The sequence below is a fragment of the Amycolatopsis sp. NPDC051371 genome (assembly GCF_040682155.1).
In the GTDB taxonomy this organism is placed as follows: Bacteria; Actinomycetota; Actinomycetes; order Mycobacteriales; family Pseudonocardiaceae; genus Amycolatopsis.
Genome location: NZ_JBFBAG010000023.1, coordinates 147,897 through 165,318, shown reverse-complemented (window position 1 = coordinate 165,318; position 17,422 = coordinate 147,897). Strand labels below are relative to the sequence as shown.

Genomic DNA, 17,422 nt, shown 5'->3' with positions numbered 1-17,422 from the left:
CCCCGATCTTCGCGCCCAACGGCGGCAAGAACAACGAAGCCCTCGTCCAGCAGCTGGCCGTCCTCGGACGCGCCCTGACCGACGGCCTTTCGGTGGCCGACAGCTTCGACGGCACGAGCTACACCTCGCAGGTCGCACCGTTCGTCGCCCTGGTCCGCGGCCTGGCCGCGCAGCGGGACGGCGCCAAGCGGAAGCGCTGAACGCAGCCCGCCGCACTCTGTTCCTCGCCGGCCTTGATAACGCTGCCGTCCGTTGTATAGTGAGCGCTACATACAACGAGTGAGGGCGGCACTGTGACGAGCACTTCGGATGCCGGTGACCCGCGGCTGGCCTACACCGAGGCCGGTTCGGGCCGCCCGGTCGTGTGGCTGCACGGCTCGGGGCCCGGCGCCACGGGAATGAGCAACTTCGGCGGGAACCTGCCCGCCTTCGCGGACCACCGGAACATCGTGGTCGACCTGCCGGGCTGGGGGGAGTCCCCGCGGCCGGCGTCGGACGAGCCGTTGATCTTCGACGCCGCCGAGCGGGTCTGCCGCGCGATGACGGCGCTCGGGATCGAGCGGGCCCACCTGGTCGGCAACTCCTACGGGGGCGCGGTGGCGATGCGGATCGCGATGCGCCACCCGGATCGCGTCGACCGGCTCGTGCTCATGGCGCCCGGCGGTGTCCTTCCGGCGGACGCGCCGCCCTGGCCCGTCGGGCTCGAGCGCCTTTTCGCCTACATGGCCGCGGAAAAGCCTTCGCGCGAGGCCATGGCCGAGTTCGTGCGCCTGATGGTCTTCGACGAGTCCCTGGCGACCGAGGCGCTCATCGACGAGCGGTACGAGTCGAGCCTCCGGGCCCACCCCGAGCTGCCCATCCCGCCGAACTTCGGCGACCTGACGCCCGACCTGGGGCTCATCGCCGCTCCCACGTTGCTCGTGTGGGGCCGGGAGGACCAGACCGTGCCCTTGACCTGGGCGGCGAAGATCCTCGCCGGGATCCCGGACGCGGAGTTGCGCGTGCTGCCGCACTGCCGGCACTGGGTCCAGTACGAGCGGGCGCCCGAGTTCAACCACATCGTTCGCGAGTTTCTGCGGGGCGGCGCGGCCGCCGCGGCGGAGGGATGACACACCGTGGGTATCAGGAAGCTGGGCTACGTCGGGCTGAACGTCACCGACGTCGACGCGTGGACCGACCTGCTCGGGCGCACGCTGGGCATCGGCGTCACCCACGCCAAGTCCGGCACGGACGAGATCGCCCTGGCCGAGCTCGACGAGTTCAAGTACCGCCTCGCGCTCTATCCGTCCACTGAGGACAGGCCGCGCGAGCTGGGCTGGGTCGTCGACTCCGTGCCGGAGCTGGACCGGCTGACCCGCCGCTTGACGGACGCCGGGTTCGCCGTCGCGGAGGGATCCGCGGAGGAGCGGGAGCTGCGCGGCGCCACGGGGCTGCGCTGGTTCACCGACCCGGTCGGGTACCGCGTCGAGCTGGCGGTCGGGGAAGCCAAGGTGCGCCTCGGCGTCGACCGGCCGGCCGGGGGGCCCGGCGTCACCGGCCTGGGACACCTCGTGCTGGCGAGCCCCCGACTCCAGGAGCTTCGCGAGCTCTACGAGTCGGTGCTCGAGTTCAAGCTGACCGACTACCGCGCGCCCGGCCTGTTCTTCTTCCGCTGCAACCGGACGCACCACAGCATCGCGCTCGCGAACGCGGAAACGCCGTCGATCCACCACCTCGAGCTGGAGCACGGCTCGATCGACGACGTCGGGCGCGCCTACGACCGGGCGACGGCCCACGACGTGCCGATCTCGATCAGCCTCGGCCGGCACATGAACGACAAGGCGATCTCCTTCTACGTCCGGAACCCCAGCGGGTTCCACCTGGAGATCGGCTGCGGTGGCATCGAGGTCGGCGACGACTGGGTCCCGCACGACTTCGGTCGCTCGGACGAGTGGGGACACCACCACGCCGACGCCAACCCCTTCGCGTCCCCGAAGTCGTGAGTCTTTCGGGTCGCCGCGCCGTGGTCACCGGCGCGGCGAGCGGGATCGGCGCGGCCGTGGCGACCCGGCTCGCCGGACTCGGGGCCCACGTCGTCGTGTGCGACATCGACGCCGAAGGGGCGGCACGGACGGCCGATCGGATCGGTGGCGAGGCACTGGTGATCGACTTGAGCAGGACCGCCGACCTGGTCGAGTTGCCGCTCGAAGCCGACATCCTGGTGAACAACGCCGGCATCCAGCACGTCGCGCCGATCGAGCGGTTCGAGGCCGAGCGGTTCGCGTTCATGCTGCGGCTGATGCTGGAGGCGCCGTTCCTGCTGACCCGGGCCGTCCTGCCGGGGATGTACGAGCGCGGCTGGGGACGTATCGTCCACCTCTCGAGTGTCCACGGCCTGCGGGCCAGCGCCTACAAGTCCGCCTACGTCAGCGCCAAGCACGGGCTTCTGGGGCTGTCGAAGGTCATCGCGCTGGAAGGTGCGGCCAGGGGGGTGACCAGCAACTGCGTGTGCCCCGGCTACGTGCGCACGCCGCTGGTCGAGAACCAGCTGGCGGACCAGGCGGCGGCGCACGGGCTGAGCGCCGACGAGGTGCTGTCCGAGGTGCTGCTGGCGAGGTCGGCGGTGAAGCGCCTGATCGAACCCGACGAGGTCGCCGGGGCGGTCACGTACCTGTGCTCGCCCGAGGCCACGTCCGTCACCGGTACCGAACTGGTTCTCGACGGCGGCTGGAGCGCCGCCTGAGCGGGTTCCGGCGTAGAGCGAGCCGCGAGATACCGACCGTTCTATCTGCTACACTCGGTCTGATGGTGCACAACTCTCGAGGCCAGGTGTCCGAAGCGCGGTCGAGGCTGCTCGCGACGGCCACCCGGATCTTCTACGCGGAGGGGTTGCACTCCGTGGGGATCGATCGGATCGTCGCGGAGGCGAAGGTCACCCGGGCCACGCTGTACCGGCACTTTCCGAGCAAGGACGACCTCGTCGTCGCGTACCTGCAGGGCGTCCACGAGATGGAGCGCGAAGGGGTCGGCAAGGCCCTTTCCAGTGGTCTGCCGGCGGTCGACATCCTGCGCGCCATCGCCGAGTCGATCACCGAGGGCATCCGGTCCCCCCACTTCCGCGGCTGCGCCTTCCTCAACGCGGTGGCGGAGTACTCGGACCCCGGGCACCCCGTGCACCAGGCTGTCCTCGCCCATCGCGAGTGGTTCCTCCACACGATCACGGACTTGCTCGCGCAGGTGGGCGAGACGCCCCCGGCGCCCGCGGGACGGCACTTCGTGATGCTGCGGGACGGCGCGATGGCTTCGGGCTGCCTGGCGGACCCGGCCGAGGTCTGCGACACCTTCCTTCAGGGCGTCGAAGGAATCCTGCGGTTTCGCCGGGACTCCGCGGCGAAGTAACCCTCTCGTCCGGGTCGCGCTGTTGTGCGCGACGGGTGCCTCACTCGTCACCACTGCCAGCGCGGAAGTGAGTGCGGGCGCGGCGAACTCGCCGCACTGACCACTGTGGATCCTCCGCGGTCACGCGGTCGGCTGTAGCCAACGCCTCTTCCGAGTTGTAGAGTGAGCGCTACATACAGAGCATCACCGGGGGGCCCGGTCCGACCGCCGCAACGAAGCGAGGTTTCCCTTGAACGTCCTCGAACAGGTGAAGAACTCACCGATGAGCCGCGCCCAGGTGAGAGCGGTCGCGCTGTGCCTGGTGATCAACCTGGTCGACGGGTTCGACCTCCTGGTCACGTCCTTCGTCGGCCCGACGATCACCCGCGCCTGGAGCTTGTCCCCGTCGGGGGTGGGCGTGCTGCTCAGCGCCGGACTGGCCGGAATGGCCATCGGCGGGCTCTTCCTCGCCCCGCTCGCCGACCGCGTCGGGCGTCGCCGGCTCACTCTCGGCTGCCTCGCCTTGGCCTCGCTGGGCATGCTCGCCGCCGCCGTGTCGCAGGACTTCACCCAGCTGCTGGTCTGCCGGGTGGTGACCGGCGCGGCCGTGGGCGCGATGGCGGCCAGCCTGCCGGTGCTCACCTCCGAATACGCGAACCACCGGCGCCGGGGCCTGGTCGTCGCCCTGATCACCACCGGCTACGGCCTGGGCTCGTTCATCGCCGGGATCGCTTCAAGCGTGCTGATCGGCTCGTTCGGCTGGCGGTCGGTGTTCGTCTTCGGCTGTGCCGCCACCGCGATCCTCTTCCTGGTCGCCCTGCGCTCCCTGCCGGAATCCATGGACTACCTCGTCGCGCGCCGGCCGCGGCAAGCGCTGGACAAGCTCAACCGGATCCTCGTCTCGATGGGCCGCGCTCCCGCCGAAGCCCTGCCCGCGGCGCCGACGGCGTCGACGTCACGCAAAGTGGCCCTCGACGCGCTGTTCCGCGGCGGCAACGCCGTCCGGACCGTGCTCGTCTGGGTCGCGTTCATCTCCGCGCAGCTCTTGTTCTACTTCGCCAGCTCGTGGACCCCGAGCCTGCTGTTGAAGGCCGGGATGTCCAACCAGCAGGGCATCAGCGGCGGCGTCCTCTTCAGCCTCGGTGGCGTCACCGGCGCGGTCCTGTTCGGACTGCTGGCGGCCAAGGCGGGCACCCGGCGGCTCACCGCGGCCTACTTCGGCATCGGCGCCCTCGCCTTGATCCTCTTCTCCGTGTCGCTCGGGACGCTGGCCACCGCGCTGGTCGTGGCGGTGCTCGTCGGGTTGTTCCTCAACGGCACGGTCTCCGGGATGACGGTCATCATCCCGAGCCTCTACCCGGCCGAAGCCCGCGCGACGGCGCTCGGCCTGGCCGTCGCCGTGAGCAGGCTGGGGGCCGTCCTGGCGCCCCTGATCGCCGGCTTCCTGCTGCAGGCGGGCTGGGCACCCGGGTCGATGTTCCGGGTCTTCGCGATCCCGGCGGTGATCGGCGCCGTGGCGGTCGTCTTCCTCACCCGGTTCGGGCGCGCACTCCCGAGCACTTCGAACCCGTCCGTCGAAAGCGCGGTGGCCGAAGCATGAGCGGCCCGGTGATCGACGTGGCCCGCACCGCGGTGCTCGTCATCGACATGCAGAACGACTTCGCCGAAGAGGGTGCGCCGCTCGAGTTCCCGGAAGGGCGCCGCGTGATCCCCGCCATCCAGCAGGTCCTGGAAGCCGCGCGCGGCCGGGGGATGCCGGTCGTCTACGCCGCGCACGTCCACCGTCCCGGCGGGGCCGACCTGGGGATCCACCGCGAGCTGTACCCGCCGGTGGCCGCCGGGGAGGCCCTGGTCGACGGCGAGCGCGGCGCGGAGATCCATCCCGAGCTCACGCCCCGTCCGGGGGAACCGGTGATCAAGAAACACCGCTACAACGCCTTCTACGCGACCGACCTGGAGATCATGCTGCGCGGGCTCGGCGTGGAGACGGTGGTCCTCACCGGCATGACGACCGAGTGCTGCGTGCTCGGCACGGCACGCGGCGCCCTGGAACGCGGGTTCCGTTCCGTGGTGATCTCGGACGCGTGCGCGTCCTGTGACTACCCGGACCTCGGGGCCGGCCCCATGTCCGCCGGCGAAATGCACCTGGCCGCGTTGCGGGTGATGTCCCTGACGTCGTCGCGGCTGATCGGCACCGACGAGTTCCTTTCGCGGCTGCCGTGACGCAAGCCCCGACGTACGATCCACTGAGGAGGCTGACGGTGCCCACCCTGGTGTTGCTCCACGGCGGCGGGCCGGGAGTGGACGCCGCGAGCAACTGGGCGAGCGTGCGGTCCCGGTTCGCGGCGGAATTCCGTTGTCTCGCGCCGGATCTGCTCGGGTTCGGCACGCAGATCGCCGGAACGGCCGGGCTCCGGGGCCCGCACGCCTGGGCGATCGCCCGGGCCCGGCAGGTGCTGGACCTGCTCGACCGCCACGGCCTGGACCGCGTCCACCTCGTCGGCAACTCGGCCGCGGGCGGCGCCGCGGCGCTGGCCCTCCTGGCGGTGGCGCCGCACCGCGTCGAGCGTGCGGTGGTCATGGGCGGAGCCGGGACCGGGCCGCTGCCCCCGGTGGTCCCCTTCTACGACAACCCGACCAGGGAGTCCATGCGCGCCACGCTCGGCCGGCTGGTCGCCGACGAGAGCGTCCACGAAGAACTCTTGGACGAACTCACCGAACTCCGGCTGAGGCAAGCTCTTCGCCCCGCCGCGGAGGGAGCGTTCCGCGCGATGTTCGCCGCCACCGCCGGCGGCCCGCCACCCGTCGACCCGGCCAAGATCACCACGCCGGTCCTCGCCTTGCACGGAGAGCGCGACCGGGTCTCGCCGGTCGAGGTTTCGGAGCGCCTCGCCGCCGCGCTGCCCCACGGCCGCCTGCACGTGGTGGCGGGGGCCGGGCACTGGATCCACGTCGACCGGCCGGACGAGTTCGCCAAGCTGGTAGGGGAGTTCCTGAGCGCATGAACGAAATTCTGATCGTCGGCGCCGGTCCCGCCGGCCTGACCCTCGCCATCGACCTGGCCCAACGCGGTGTTGCCTGCCACGTCGTCGAGGCGACCGAGGAACGCGGCGTCAACCCGCGGTGCAACACCACGTCCGCGCGGTCGATGGAGATCTTCCGCCGCCTCGGACTGGCCGACGAGATCCGGCGGGCCGGGCTGCCCGAGGACTATCCGACGTCGATCCGCTACCGGACGACCTTGCGTGGCGAGGAGATCTACCGGATCGACCTGCCGTCCGCGGGTGACGTCCTGGCGGGCGAAGGCAAGGAAAGCTGGCCGACGCCGGAACCGCAGCACCGGATCTCGCAGCTGTACCTCGAGCCCATCCTGGAGGAGCACGCGAGCAAGCTCCCCGGGCTGACCCTCGAACGCGGCACCCGGCTGGTCGAGCTCCGGCAGCACGACGACCACGTCGAAGCGGTCGTGGAGACCGCCGGGGAGCGGCGCACCCTGCACTGCGCGTACGTGGTCGGTTGCGATGGCGCCCACAGCACCGTCCGCCGCCGGCTGGGCATCCGCTACGAGGGTGTCGATGCGATCCAGCAGTTCGTGTCGACCTTCGTCCGCTCGCCCGAACTGGGCCGGCTGGCCGCGCGGGACCGGGCCTGGACGTACTGGACCTACGGCCGCCGGATCGCGTCGCTGATCGCGATCGACGGGGAATCGTTGTGGCTCAACCACGTCGCGTTCGCCCCCGGCCACGACACCGAGGGCGAAGACCCGGAACAACTGCTGCGCGAGGCGGTGGGGGAGCCCGTCGAGCACGAGGTGCTCGGCGTGGTGCGCTGGACCGGCCGCCGGCTCGTCGCCCAGCGGTACCGCGCGGGGCGGGTGTTCCTGGCCGGCGACGCCGCCCACATCTGGATCCCCGTCGGGGGCTTCGGCATGAACGCCGGCATCCAGGACGCGGCGACACTGGCGTGGATGCTGGCGGCGGTCCACCACGGCTGGGCCCCGCCGGAGCTGCTGGATGCGTACGAGCGGGAACGCAAGCCGGTGGGCGAACAGTTCGCGACCGCGGTCGGAGCACAGGCACGCACGTCGTTCGCGGACGTCTCGCCCGACATCCACCTTGCTGGCCCCGAGGGCGAGCGCGCTCGTGCGGAGTTCGCCGAGCGGCTCGCGGACACCGAACCGCGGCGGTACTCGCCCGACGGCTTCAGCTTCGGCTACCACTACGCGGATTCGCCCCTGGTGGTCGGTGGGGAAGACCAGGCCGAGATCACCATGGGCGAGTACCGGGAACGCGCGCACCCCGGGTTCCGGCTGCCGCACGCCTGGCTCGACGACGGCCGGTCGGTGTTCGACCTCCTCGGCCCCGGCTTCACCCTGCTGCGCACGGACCCGGGGACCGGGACGACGTCCTGGACCCTGGCGGCCCGGGAACTCGGGATTCCGCTCACCGTCGTCGACCTTCCCGGGCGGTGGCCCGGCCGCTACCCCGCCGAGCTGCTGCTCGTGCGCCCGGACCAGCACGTCGCCTGGATGGGCGGAGCGGACGCCCGGCCGGACGAGCTCCTGCACACCGTCACCGGGCGCGTCGCCGCCCACCAGGCATGAGGATCACCAGGAGAAACGCCATGCCATACGCACTGGGCATCGACGTCGGCGGCACCTTCACCGACGCGGTCGCCTCCGACGGCGCCGGCCGGATCGTGTCGGCCAAGACGCCGACGACCCCGCCCAACCGCGAGGCCGGGGTCATGCGCGCGATCGAGGACCTCGCCGGTGAGCTCGGCATCAGCGTCGGCGAACTGCTGTCGCAGACCGACTACATCGCCCACGGCACGACCGCCTCGATCAACGCCCTGGTCCAGGGCCAGGTGGCCGACGTCGGCCTGATCGCCACCAAGGGCCACCGGGACTCGATTTACATCATGAACGCCGAAGGCCGCACCCTCGGCCGATCGGCGCACGAAATCCAGGACACGCTCCGGCAGCGCAAGCCCGCGCCGCTCATCCCGAAGTACCGGGCGCTGGAGGTCACCGAGCGGATCGACCACGCCGGGAAGATCCTGGTGCCGTTGGACGAAGAAGAGGTGCGCCGCGTCGCACAGTCCCTTGTGGACGAAGGCGTCGAGGCCATCGCGGTCTGCCTGCTGTGGTCGTTCAAGAACGGCGTCCACGAGCAGCGCGTCCGCGAGCTGATCCACGAGATCGCCCCGGACATGTACGTCACGCTCTCCTCGGAGGTCAGCCCGCGCATCCGGGAGTTCGCGCGGACCTCCACGACGATCATGAACGCCCAGGTGGGCCCGCGGTTGCGCACCTACCTGCTGCCGCTGCAGAAGCACCTGGAGGAGGGCGGCCTCAAGGGGCCCCTGCTGGTCATGCAGAGCGAAGGCGGCACCATCACCGCCGACCGCGCGCCGGAGCACGCCATCACCACGGTGGGGTCCGTGCTGTCCGGCGGCGTCATCGGCGGGATGCGCCTGGCCGAGCAGCTGGGGCACCGCAACGTCATCACCACCGACGTCGGCGGCACGACGTTCCTCGCGGGACTGATCGTCGACGGCGAGCCGGTCATGGCGCCGGGCTCGATCGTGAACCAGTTCCCGATCAACGCGGCGACGATCCGCGTGCACACCATCGGTTCGGGTGGCGGGGCGCTCGCATCGGTGGACGGAGGCGGAAACCTGCGGCTCGGCCCGCAGAGCGCCGAAGCCGTCCCCGGCCCGGCTTGCTACGGCAACGGCGGCACCCGGCCCACGAACACCGACGCCAACCTCGTGCTCGGCATCCTCAGCGAGCGCGGGTTGCTCGGCGGCCGCAAGCCCCTGCGGCTGGACCTGGCGCGGGACGCGATCCGCGAGCACGTGGCCGAGCCGCTCGGCCTCACCGTCGAGGAAGCCGCCATCGCCATCCACGAGGTGCAGAACGCGCAGGCGGGCGACCTCCTGCGCCGGGCCGTCGTGCAGGCCGGCTACGACCCCCGCGACTTCGTCGCCTACGCCTTCGGGGGAGCGGGACCCGCGCACTGCGCCGGCTACTGCCAGGACCTGGGCGTCGGCGCGGTCGTCGTGCCGCTCGGACCCGTCGCGTCCGCCTTCTCGGCCTACGGGCTCGCGGCCTCGGACGTCGCGTTGAGCGCGGAGCTGTCCGACCCGTCGTCGTTCCCGGTCGACCCCGCGGTGATCGAGTCCCACTTCGACCGGCTGGAGGCCGACCTGCAGCGCGCCCTGGACCGGCAGAAGGTCAAGTTCCACGACGTGACGTTGCACCGCGAGATCGACCTGCGGTACTCGATGCAGGTCACCGAGCTCGCCACGGCCGTCCCGGACGCGAAGTTCACCGAGCGCACCGGCGACGAGATCCTCGAGCGCTTCGAGGAGCAGTACGAGCGCATCAACGGCAGTGGCGCCGGCTACCGCGAGGCCGGCGTCCAGGCGATCACCTACCGCGTGCAGGCCAAGGCCAGTCTCGGATTCCCCGTCCGGCTTCCGGTGGTCCCCGAGGCCGACGGCCCGGACCCGGCGGAGGCGCTGCTCTTGGAGCGTTCGGTCTGCCTCGACTCGCAGATCGGCTTCGTGATGACCCCCGTCTACGACTACGCGCGGCTGCGCGCGGGCCACGAGCTCGTCGGACCCGCGATCGTCGACGTCCCGACCACGGTGGTCGTGGTCCCCGCCGGGGTCACCGGCCGCGTCGACCACCTCGGCAACCTCGTGCTGCGCTACCAGTGAGGACAGTTCCCATGACTTCCAGGATCCCCGGGGCGGACGAGTTCACCAGCCGGCCCATGCCGCGTGAGGAACTGCTGCGGCAGATCTCGCCGAGCCTGCCGCTGCACCAGGTCGGCGACGACTGGGCCGAACACGTCGACGCGCTGACGTACGAGGTCGTCCGGCATCGGCTGTGGGCGATCACCCAGGAGATGGGGGAGACGCTGCGGCGGATGTCGGGCTCGCACGTCGTCACCGAGTCCAACGACTTCAACTTCTCCATCTGCGACGAGCTCGGCGAGCAGGTCCAGGTCGGCACCTACAACATCGGCCTCATCGGCTCGATGGACCTGGCCATCACCTGGACGTTGCGCCATCGCAGCGACAACCCCGGTATCGCCGAGGGCGACATGTTCCTGTGCAACGACCCGTGGATCGGGGGCGGGCTGCACCAGAACGACGCCGCGATCCTGGCGCCGATCTTCCACGACGGCGAGCTGTTCGGCTGGACGACGGCCATCGCCCACCAGGTCGATCTCGGCGGGCCGCGGCCGGGCTCCTTCAGCCCGTCCGCGCAGGACGTCTTCGGCGAAGCCGTTCCGACGCCGCCGATGAAGGTGGTCCGCGGCGGCGTGCTGCAGCGCGACATCGCCGACGCGTGGGTCCGCCGGTCGCGGCTGCCGCACCTGGTCGGCCTCGACCTGCGGGCCAAGATCGCCGCCAACAAGAACGCGGCCGAGCAGATCCTGCGGCTCATCACCAAGTACGGCGCCGACACGGTCAAGTCCGTGATGCGCCGGATGATGGACGACGCCGAGCGCCGGCTGCGGGCCAAGCTCGAGAAGCTGCCCGACGGGACGTGGTCCGCGGTCGGCTACCAAGAGCAGTCGCGGACCGGCGATCGCGGCCTGCACGCCATCAAGGTCGCGATGACGAAGGAAGCCGACCGGCTCGTCTTCGACTTCCGCGGCACCGCCGGGCAGACCGGGATCATCAACTGCCCCTACCCAGGGCTGCGCGCGGGGATCGTCTTCACGATGCTGCCCCTGCTGGCCGGCGACATCCCGTGGGCCGCGGGCGGGCTGATGCGCTGCTTCGAGATCATCACCGACGAGGACACCATCACCAACGCGTCCTTCCCGGCCGCGGTCGGCAAGGGGCCCTTCGGGCCGGCGTGGGGCTCCGGCAACCTGGTCGCCGAGGTGCTCGCCAAGATGCTGGACGCCGAGCCCGACCACCGCACCGACGTGCAGTCGATCTGCAACGGCACCACCGACCTCTGCGTGGTGTCCGGTGTGGACACTCGCGGTGGGGGCAGCAAGGGCTTCGTGTCACCGATCTTCGACGTCATGGCCGGCGGCTACGGCGCGCAGGTGTACCACGACGGCGTCGACACCGGTGGCCGCCTCATCATCCCCTCCGCCCGGGCACCGGACGTCGAAATGACGGAGTACCTGTACCCGCTCGTGGCGCTGTGGCGCCGTGAGCAGACCGACTCCGGCGGCCCCGGCCGGCAGCGGGGCGGGATGAGCGGCTCGGTCTGCTATGTCCAGCACCCCGACCAGGAGGGGACGATGTCGCTGGTCGTCTCCGGTACCGGCAAGGTCGCGAACCAGAACGTCGGCCTGGCCGGCGGCTATCCGGGCAACTCCCAGCTCGACCTGGTCGTGCGGGGGGTCCACGAACCCCAGCTCGCCCAGGCGGTCACCATCCCCGGCCACCTGGGCGAGCTGGGCGGGGAGATCGAGGTGCTGCCGTGTGAAGGGGAGTCGGACCTCGGGCCCGGGGACGCGCTCTACCTGCACTGGCAAGCCGGCGGCGGGTACGGCGATCCGCTGCTTCGCTCGCCCGAGAGCGTGCGCGAAGACGTGCAGCAGGTACGAGTGTCGTCCGATGCCGCGAGGGACGTCTACGGCGTCGTGGTCCGCGGCGGCGAAGTGGACGTGGCCGCGACGGACGAGGTCCGCTCGAAACTGCGTCACCGCCGGGCATCCGGTGCCGGGCTGTCCGGTCTCACACCGATCAGCACGCCTGAACTGGGCGAGGTGCGCCGGCTCGACGACAACCTCGCCGTCCTGGACAGCGGGACCGTGGCGTGTGTCCACTGTGGAACCGAGATCGGGCCGTTGGCCGGCGGCGCGTTCGTCGCGGCGCTGGCTCGCCGGGACGCGGCGCCGACCGAAGCAGGCCCGCACATCTGGCACGACCCACTGGAGTACGTCGACGCCGAGATCGTCTTCCGCCAGCTGTTCTGCCCCGGCTGCCTGACCGCGGTCCACTCGCGCGTCGTGCCCGTCGACCACCCGCTCCCGGTCGACGAGTACCGGAGCTGGGCCTGACGTAAGAGTTTGGATAGAACGTTCTGTCTTGACAGTGCGCGAGGGTATTGCCATGCTGAAAGGAGATAGAACGTTCGGTCTCATTGACCGCCTACGCCACCGCCTCGAGAGGATCATCGTGACCACCGTTGACTCACCCGCCACCAGCGGAATCGCCCCGGCTCTGCGCCGGCTGTACTTCGTGCGGTTCGCCTTCGCCATCGTCTGGGCGGTCTTGCTGTTCGTCACCTCCAAGTCGCAGGTGGGACCGATCGGCGTCGCGCTGGTCGTGCTCTACCCGCTGTTCGACGTCGCCGCCGCGGTCGTGGACGCTCGGTCGTCCCGGGCCACCGGCTCGGCTCGGGGGCTCTACGTCAACATCGCGATCAGCCTGCTCGCGGCCATCGGGATCGCCATCGCTTCCGCATCCGGCGTGCCGGGGGTGCTGCGCGTGTGGGGGGCCTGGGCGATCGTCGCCGGGCTGGTCCAGCTGATCGTCGCCGTCAGCCGCCGCAAGATGGGTGGCCAGTGGCCGATGATCCTCAGCGGCGGCATCTCCGTGCTGGCCGGCGCCAACTTCGTCATCGGCGCCTCCGCAGCCAACCCGTCACTGTCCACAGTGGCCGGATACGCCGTCCTCGGCGGCGTCTTCTTCCTCGTCTCGGCGATCCGGCTCGGCCGCGCCGCGAAGGCGAACTGACATGCCCACGTACGACGTCGTCGTCATCGGCGCCGGCCCGGTCGGGGAAAACGCCGCCGACCGGATCGTCCAGGGCGGGTTGACCGCCGCGATCGTCGAGCGGGGACTGGTCGGCGGTGAGTGTTCCTACTGGGCGTGCATGCCGACGAAGGCGTTGCTGCGCAGCGGAGCGGCCCTCCGCGCCGCCCGCCAGGTGCCCGGCGCGCGCGAAGCCGTGACCGGTGAGCTCGACGTGGCGGCGGTGCTGCGCCGTCGTGACTCCTTCGCCTCGAACTGGAACGACGAGGGTCAGGTGTCGTGGCTCGAGTCGGCGGGCATCCCGCTGTTCCGCGGTCACGGCCGGATCACCGCGGCGCGGGTCGTGGAGGTGACCGGCGCCGACGGCACCACCACGACGCTGACCGCACGCCACGCGGTGATCGTCGCTACCGGCAGCAGCGCGCTCGTCCCGGACATCGAGGGTCTCCGCGACGCGAAACCGTGGACCAGCCGGGAAACGGTGGCGGCCAAGGAGGTTCCGGGCCGGCTCGCCGTCATCGGCGGCGGGGTGGTGGCCTCGGAGATGGCGACGGCGTTCAGTGAGCTGGGGTCGTCGGTGACGATGCTGGCCCGCGACGGCGTGCTGCACCTCAACGAGCCGTTCGTCGGCGAAAGCGTCGCGCAGGCCTTGCGGGACAAGGGCGTTTCGGTGCGTGTCGGCGCCGAGGCCGGTTCTGTGAAGCGCAACGACGACGGCACGGTGTCGATCACGCTCACCGACGGCGAGCAGCTCGAGGCCGACGAATTGCTCGTCGCGATCGGCCGCACGCCGAACACCCAGGACATCGGGCTGGACAACGTCGGCCTGAAGCCGGGTTCCTGGCTCACGGTCGACGGCACGATGCGGGTCGTCGGAGGGGACGGCTGGTTGTACGCCGCCGGTGACGTGAACCGGCGGGTTCTGCTGACGCACCAGGGCAAGTACCAGGCCCGCGCGGTGGGCGACGTCATCGTGGCGCGCGCGAAGGACGAACCGGTCGACGACGGTGAGTGGGGCCGGCACGCGGCGACTGCCGACGAGCGCGCGGTGCCGCAGGTGGTTTTCACCGAGCCGGAGATCGCGTCGGTGGGCCTGACGGCGGCCAACGCCGAGGCTGCCGGGTTGCGGATCCGGGTCGTCGACTACGACCTGGCCGCCACCGCCGGCTCCGCCGTGCACGCCGAGGGCTACCAGGGCCACGCCCGGATGGTCGTCGACGAGGACCGCAAGGTGATCGTCGGGTTCACCCTGGTCGGCCCGGACGTCGCGGAGATGTTGCACGCGGCGACGATCGCGGTGGCCGGCGAGGTCCCGCTGGACCGGCTCTGGCACGCGGTCCCGGCCTTTCCCACCGTCAGCGAGGTGTGGCTTCGGCTGCTCGAAGCCTACGGCCGTTGATCAGCCCGCCGGTGTCCCGTCCCACCGCGATCCGGGGGACGGGACACCGGCACGCCTCCTTCCCCGAAAGGGGTTCCTCGATGACTGCCGAAACCACCACCCGCGCCGCGGCCGCGCCGATGACCCACAAGCAGATCCTGCAAGCCCTGTCCGGGCTCTACGTCGGCATCTTCGTGGCGATCCTGTCGTCCACGGTCGTGACGAACGCGCTGCCGACGATCGTCGCGGACCTGCACGCGGGCCAGAGCGTCTACACCTGGGTGATCACCGCGACGCTGCTCTCCACGACGGTGTCCAGCCCGGTCTGGGGCAAGCTGGCCGACCTCGTCAGCAAAAAACTGCTCATCCAAGCCAGCTTGGTCATCTTCACCGCGGGCTCGGTGCTGTCGGGCCTGTCCTCCGGGCCGGGCCTGCTCATCGCGGCGCGCGTGGTCCAGGGCATCGGCGCAGGCGGTCTGCTCGCGCTGATCCAGGTGATCATCGCGACGATGATCCCGCCGCGGGAGCTGGGGCGCTACTCCGGCTACTTCGGCGCGGTGTTCGCGGTCGGCACCAGCGCCGGTCCGCTGATCGGCGGCCTCATCGTCGACACCGACTGGCTGGGCTGGCGCTGGTGCTTCTTCGTCGGCGCGCCGTTCGCGGTCGTCGCCCTGATCGTGTTGCAGAAGACGCTGAACCTGCCGGCCACCAAGGGTTCCGTGAAGATCGACTGGGCCGGGGCCGCGCTGCTGACGGCCGCCGCGTCGCTCCTGCTGATCTGGGTGACGCTCGCCGGCGACCGGTACGCCTGGCTTTCCTGGCCGTCCGCGGTCATGCTCGGCGGCACCCTGCTGCTGGCCGTCGCGTTCGTCGCCGTCGAACGGCGAGCCGAAGCCCCGGTGCTGCCGCTGTGGCTGTTCCGCACCCGCACGGTCGTGCTGGCGATCACGGCGGGCCTCGCGATCGGGGTTGCCCTCTACGCCGCGACGACCTACCTGAGCCAGTACTTCCAGCTGGCCGAAGGAAAGTCGCCCACGGTGGCGGGCATCCTCGCCCTGCCGCAGATCCTCAGCCTGGCACTCGCGTCCACCATCGCCGGCCGGATCATCTCCGCCACCGGCCGGTGGAAGCCGCTCCTGGTCGCCGGCACCGTGCTGATCGCCGCCGGGCTCGCGCTGCTCGGCCTCACCGGCCGCGACACCCCGTACTGGCAGCTGGCCCTCGCGATGACGCTGCTCGGCCTGGGGCTCGGTGTCACCCTGCAGAACCTCGTCCTCGCCGTCCAGAACCAGGTGAGCCCCCGCGAACTCGGCGCGGCCACCTCCTCGGTCTCGTTCTTCCGCACCCTCGGCGGCACGATCGGCGTCTCGGCCCTCGGGGCGGTCCTGGCCGGCCGGGTCGGCGACCTCGTCGCCGACGGACTGGCGAAGCTGGGCGTCACGCCCGGGGCATCGCTGTCCCGGCCGGCCGAGCTGCCCGCCCCGGTCCGCGCCGTGGTCGAGGACGCGTACGGGCAGGCCACCGGCAGCATCTTCCAGTACGCGCTGCCCTTGGCGCTGGTCGCGCTGGTCTGCGTCCTGTTCATCCGCGAAGTGCCGCTGCGCACCTCCAACGCCGTTCCCGGGGAAGGGCCGCGATGACGCTCGACGAGGAAACGATCACGGACCTCGAACGCGAGTTCGCCGTCTTCGTCCGGCAGGACCGCGCCGCGTCGGGACAGCTCGGCCGCGACGTTCACCCCGACCTCAAGGTCGCCGCGTACCGGCTACTGGCTCAGCTGGCCGATCGCGGTCCGCGCCGGCCGACCGAGCTCGCCTGTCACGTCGGCGTCACCTCGCCGACCATCTCGCGGCAACTCCAGCACCTGGAAGCGCTGGGCCTGATCGAACGGCTCCGGGCGGTGGACGACGGCCGGGCGTACCTGGTCACGCTGACCGGCGCGGGCCGCCGCCGGGTCGACGAGGTCCGGGTCGCCCGCAGCGGACGGCTGGGCGAGCTGCTCGAGTCCTGGCCGGACCGCGATGTCCGCACCTTCGCGGAGCTGCTGGCGAGGTTCAACGGCAGCGCCGCGAGACCTTCCCGGCGGTGCGGCGGAATCGAGGACGCCCCCGGATGAGGGGAGACCGCCATGGCCCGATCGAGACGAACCGGCGCGTCGACGCCGACCAGCCGGCCCTCCTCGTCGATTCTTCGGAGTAGCCGCGGATGAACTTTCGTGGGCGTCCCGGTCGGTGGCCGCCGCGCTCGGGCCTACCAGGGCAGCTCCCCGATTTCGTCGCTGAAGGTTCCGGTCGGGCCGTCGACGTCGAGCGTGGCCAGGCGCACGACTGTTTCGGCGCTCTCTTCCGGTGAGCGGCCGATACCGAAGGCCGCGGTCATGTCGGTGGCCGTGGTGCCGGGCTCGACCGCGTTGAACTTGATGCCCGGCTGGGCTTTGGCGTACTGGACCGTCAGCATGGTGGCCGCGGCCTTGGACGCGGAGTAGAGCGCGAGCGGCAGCCCGAACTCCGGCCGGTCGGGGTTGGTCACCGCCCAGAACGAGCCGGCGCTGCTCGACACCGTGACCACCGTGGGGTTCGAGGACTTGCGCAGCAAGGGAAGCGCCGCTTCGGTGACGCGGACGATCCCCACGGCGTTGGTGTCGAAGACCCGCAGCGCGGTGGGGCCGTCGAGGGCTTCGCTGCCGAGGACGCCCGCGTTGTTGACCAGGACGTCGAGCCGGCCCTCGGCCGCGTCGATTGTGGCCAGCGCGCTGCCGACCGAGGCGTCGTCGGTCACGTCGAGCTGAACGAACCGTGCGCCGAGCTCCGCCGCGGCTTTCTCGCCGCGCTCGACGTCGCGGGCGCCGAGGTAGACGGTGTGCCCGCGCCGCAGAAGTTGTTTCGCTGCCGCAAACCCGATGCCCTTGTTGGCTCCGGTGATCAGGGTGACGGTCATGGTCTCTCT

Annotated in this window: 16 protein-coding genes; 15 read left to right on the top strand and 1 reads right to left on the bottom strand. The window is 71.1% G+C overall.

The window, feature by feature from the left end; translation table 11 throughout:
* The 15 genes from AB0M59_RS27365 to AB0M59_RS27295 form a co-directional block, all read left to right on the top strand.
* Nucleotides 1-200 (top strand): hypothetical protein (locus tag AB0M59_RS27365; protein WP_364620259.1); only part of this gene is annotated, 200 nt, incomplete at its 5' end.
* A gap of 93 nt (nucleotides 201-293) precedes the next feature.
* On the top strand, nucleotides 294-1,109 hold the full coding sequence (locus AB0M59_RS27360; RefSeq protein ID WP_364620257.1) for an alpha/beta fold hydrolase: 816 nt from the start codon (nucleotides 294-296) through the stop codon (nucleotides 1,107-1,109).
* Nucleotides 1,110-1,115: 6 nt separating this feature from the next.
* Complete coding sequence (locus AB0M59_RS27355; protein ID WP_364620254.1) at nucleotides 1,116-1,982, top strand: VOC family protein; 867 nt, start codon at nucleotides 1,116-1,118, stop codon at nucleotides 1,980-1,982.
* Entirely contained in the window at nucleotides 1,979-2,722 is a 744-nt protein-coding gene (locus AB0M59_RS27350; protein ID WP_364620251.1) for a 3-hydroxybutyrate dehydrogenase, read from the top strand. Before AB0M59_RS27355 ends, AB0M59_RS27350 begins: the two co-directional genes overlap by 4 nt.
* A gap of 62 nt (nucleotides 2,723-2,784) precedes the next feature.
* A complete protein-coding gene (locus AB0M59_RS27345) occupies nucleotides 2,785-3,378 on the top strand; it encodes a TetR/AcrR family transcriptional regulator (RefSeq protein ID WP_364620248.1) in 594 nt (197 codons plus the stop codon).
* A 262-nt stretch (nucleotides 3,379-3,640) separates the two neighbouring features.
* Nucleotides 3,641-4,957: an MFS transporter gene (locus AB0M59_RS27340; RefSeq protein ID WP_364620246.1), complete on the top strand. Its 1,317-nt coding sequence runs from the start codon at nucleotides 3,641-3,643 to the stop codon at nucleotides 4,955-4,957.
* Nucleotides 4,954-5,580, top strand: a complete 627-nt coding sequence (locus tag AB0M59_RS27335; protein ID WP_364620243.1) for a cysteine hydrolase — start codon at nucleotides 4,954-4,956, stop codon at nucleotides 5,578-5,580. The genes AB0M59_RS27340 and AB0M59_RS27335 overlap by 4 nt, the downstream gene beginning before the upstream one ends.
* Nucleotides 5,581-5,618: 38 nt before the next feature.
* Entirely contained in the window at nucleotides 5,619-6,362 is a 744-nt protein-coding gene (locus AB0M59_RS27330) for an alpha/beta hydrolase (RefSeq protein WP_364620241.1), read from the top strand.
* Complete coding sequence (locus tag AB0M59_RS27325; RefSeq protein WP_364620238.1) at nucleotides 6,359-7,960, top strand: FAD-dependent monooxygenase; 1,602 nt, start codon at nucleotides 6,359-6,361, stop codon at nucleotides 7,958-7,960. The genes AB0M59_RS27330 and AB0M59_RS27325 overlap by 4 nt, the downstream gene beginning before the upstream one ends.
* A gap of 20 nt (nucleotides 7,961-7,980) precedes the next feature.
* On the top strand, nucleotides 7,981-10,083 hold the full coding sequence (locus AB0M59_RS27320; RefSeq protein ID WP_364620235.1) for a hydantoinase/oxoprolinase family protein: 2,103 nt from the start codon (nucleotides 7,981-7,983) through the stop codon (nucleotides 10,081-10,083).
* A gap of 11 nt (nucleotides 10,084-10,094) precedes the next feature.
* Nucleotides 10,095-12,401 carry a hydantoinase B/oxoprolinase family protein gene (locus AB0M59_RS27315; RefSeq protein WP_364620232.1) on the top strand — a complete coding sequence of 769 codons (2,307 nt, stop codon included), beginning with the start codon at nucleotides 10,095-10,097 and terminating at the stop codon, nucleotides 12,399-12,401.
* Nucleotides 12,402-12,519: 118 nt separating this feature from the next.
* A complete protein-coding gene (locus AB0M59_RS27310; protein WP_364620229.1) occupies nucleotides 12,520-13,080 on the top strand; it encodes a hypothetical protein in 561 nt (186 codons plus the stop codon).
* Between the two features lies 1 nt (nucleotide 13,081).
* Entirely contained in the window at nucleotides 13,082-14,497 is a 1,416-nt protein-coding gene (locus tag AB0M59_RS27305; protein WP_364620227.1) for an NAD(P)/FAD-dependent oxidoreductase, read from the top strand.
* Between the two features lie 80 nt (nucleotides 14,498-14,577).
* Nucleotides 14,578-16,116 carry an MDR family MFS transporter gene (locus AB0M59_RS27300; protein ID WP_364620224.1) on the top strand — a complete coding sequence of 513 codons (1,539 nt, stop codon included), beginning with the start codon at nucleotides 14,578-14,580 and terminating at the stop codon, nucleotides 16,114-16,116.
* A complete protein-coding gene (locus AB0M59_RS27295) occupies nucleotides 16,113-16,592 on the top strand; it encodes a MarR family transcriptional regulator (RefSeq protein ID WP_364620221.1) in 480 nt (159 codons plus the stop codon). The genes AB0M59_RS27300 and AB0M59_RS27295 overlap by 4 nt, the downstream gene beginning before the upstream one ends.
* Before the next feature lie 134 nt (nucleotides 16,593-16,726).
* On the opposite strand, the gene AB0M59_RS27290 is transcribed toward AB0M59_RS27295, so the two are convergent.
* Nucleotides 16,727-17,413, bottom strand: a complete 687-nt coding sequence (locus AB0M59_RS27290) for an SDR family NAD(P)-dependent oxidoreductase (RefSeq protein WP_364620218.1) — start codon at nucleotides 17,411-17,413, stop codon at nucleotides 16,727-16,729.
* Nucleotides 17,414-17,422 lie beyond the last annotated feature (9 nt).

Coding starts and splice junctions, on each gene's coding strand:
- AB0M59_RS27345 (WP_364620248.1), top strand. CDS start 2,785: ATGGTGCACAACTCTCGAGGCCAGGTGTCCGAAGCGCGGTCGAGGCTG.
- AB0M59_RS27340 (WP_364620246.1), top strand. CDS start 3,641: ATGAGCCGCGCCCAGGTGAGAGCGGTCGCGCTGTGCCTGGTGATCAAC.
- AB0M59_RS27335 (WP_364620243.1), top strand. CDS start 4,954: ATGAGCGGCCCGGTGATCGACGTGGCCCGCACCGCGGTGCTCGTCATC.
- AB0M59_RS27325 (WP_364620238.1), top strand. CDS start 6,359: ATGAACGAAATTCTGATCGTCGGCGCCGGTCCCGCCGGCCTGACCCTC.
- AB0M59_RS27320 (WP_364620235.1), top strand. CDS start 7,981: ATGCCATACGCACTGGGCATCGACGTCGGCGGCACCTTCACCGACGCG.
- AB0M59_RS27315 (WP_364620232.1), top strand. CDS start 10,095: ATGACTTCCAGGATCCCCGGGGCGGACGAGTTCACCAGCCGGCCCATG.
- AB0M59_RS27305 (WP_364620227.1), top strand. CDS start 13,082: ATGCCCACGTACGACGTCGTCGTCATCGGCGCCGGCCCGGTCGGGGAA.
- AB0M59_RS27300 (WP_364620224.1), top strand. CDS start 14,578: ATGACTGCCGAAACCACCACCCGCGCCGCGGCCGCGCCGATGACCCAC.
- AB0M59_RS27295 (WP_364620221.1), top strand. CDS start 16,113: ATGACGCTCGACGAGGAAACGATCACGGACCTCGAACGCGAGTTCGCC.
- AB0M59_RS27290 (WP_364620218.1), bottom strand. CDS start 17,413: ATGACCGTCACCCTGATCACCGGAGCCAACAAGGGCATCGGGTTTGCG.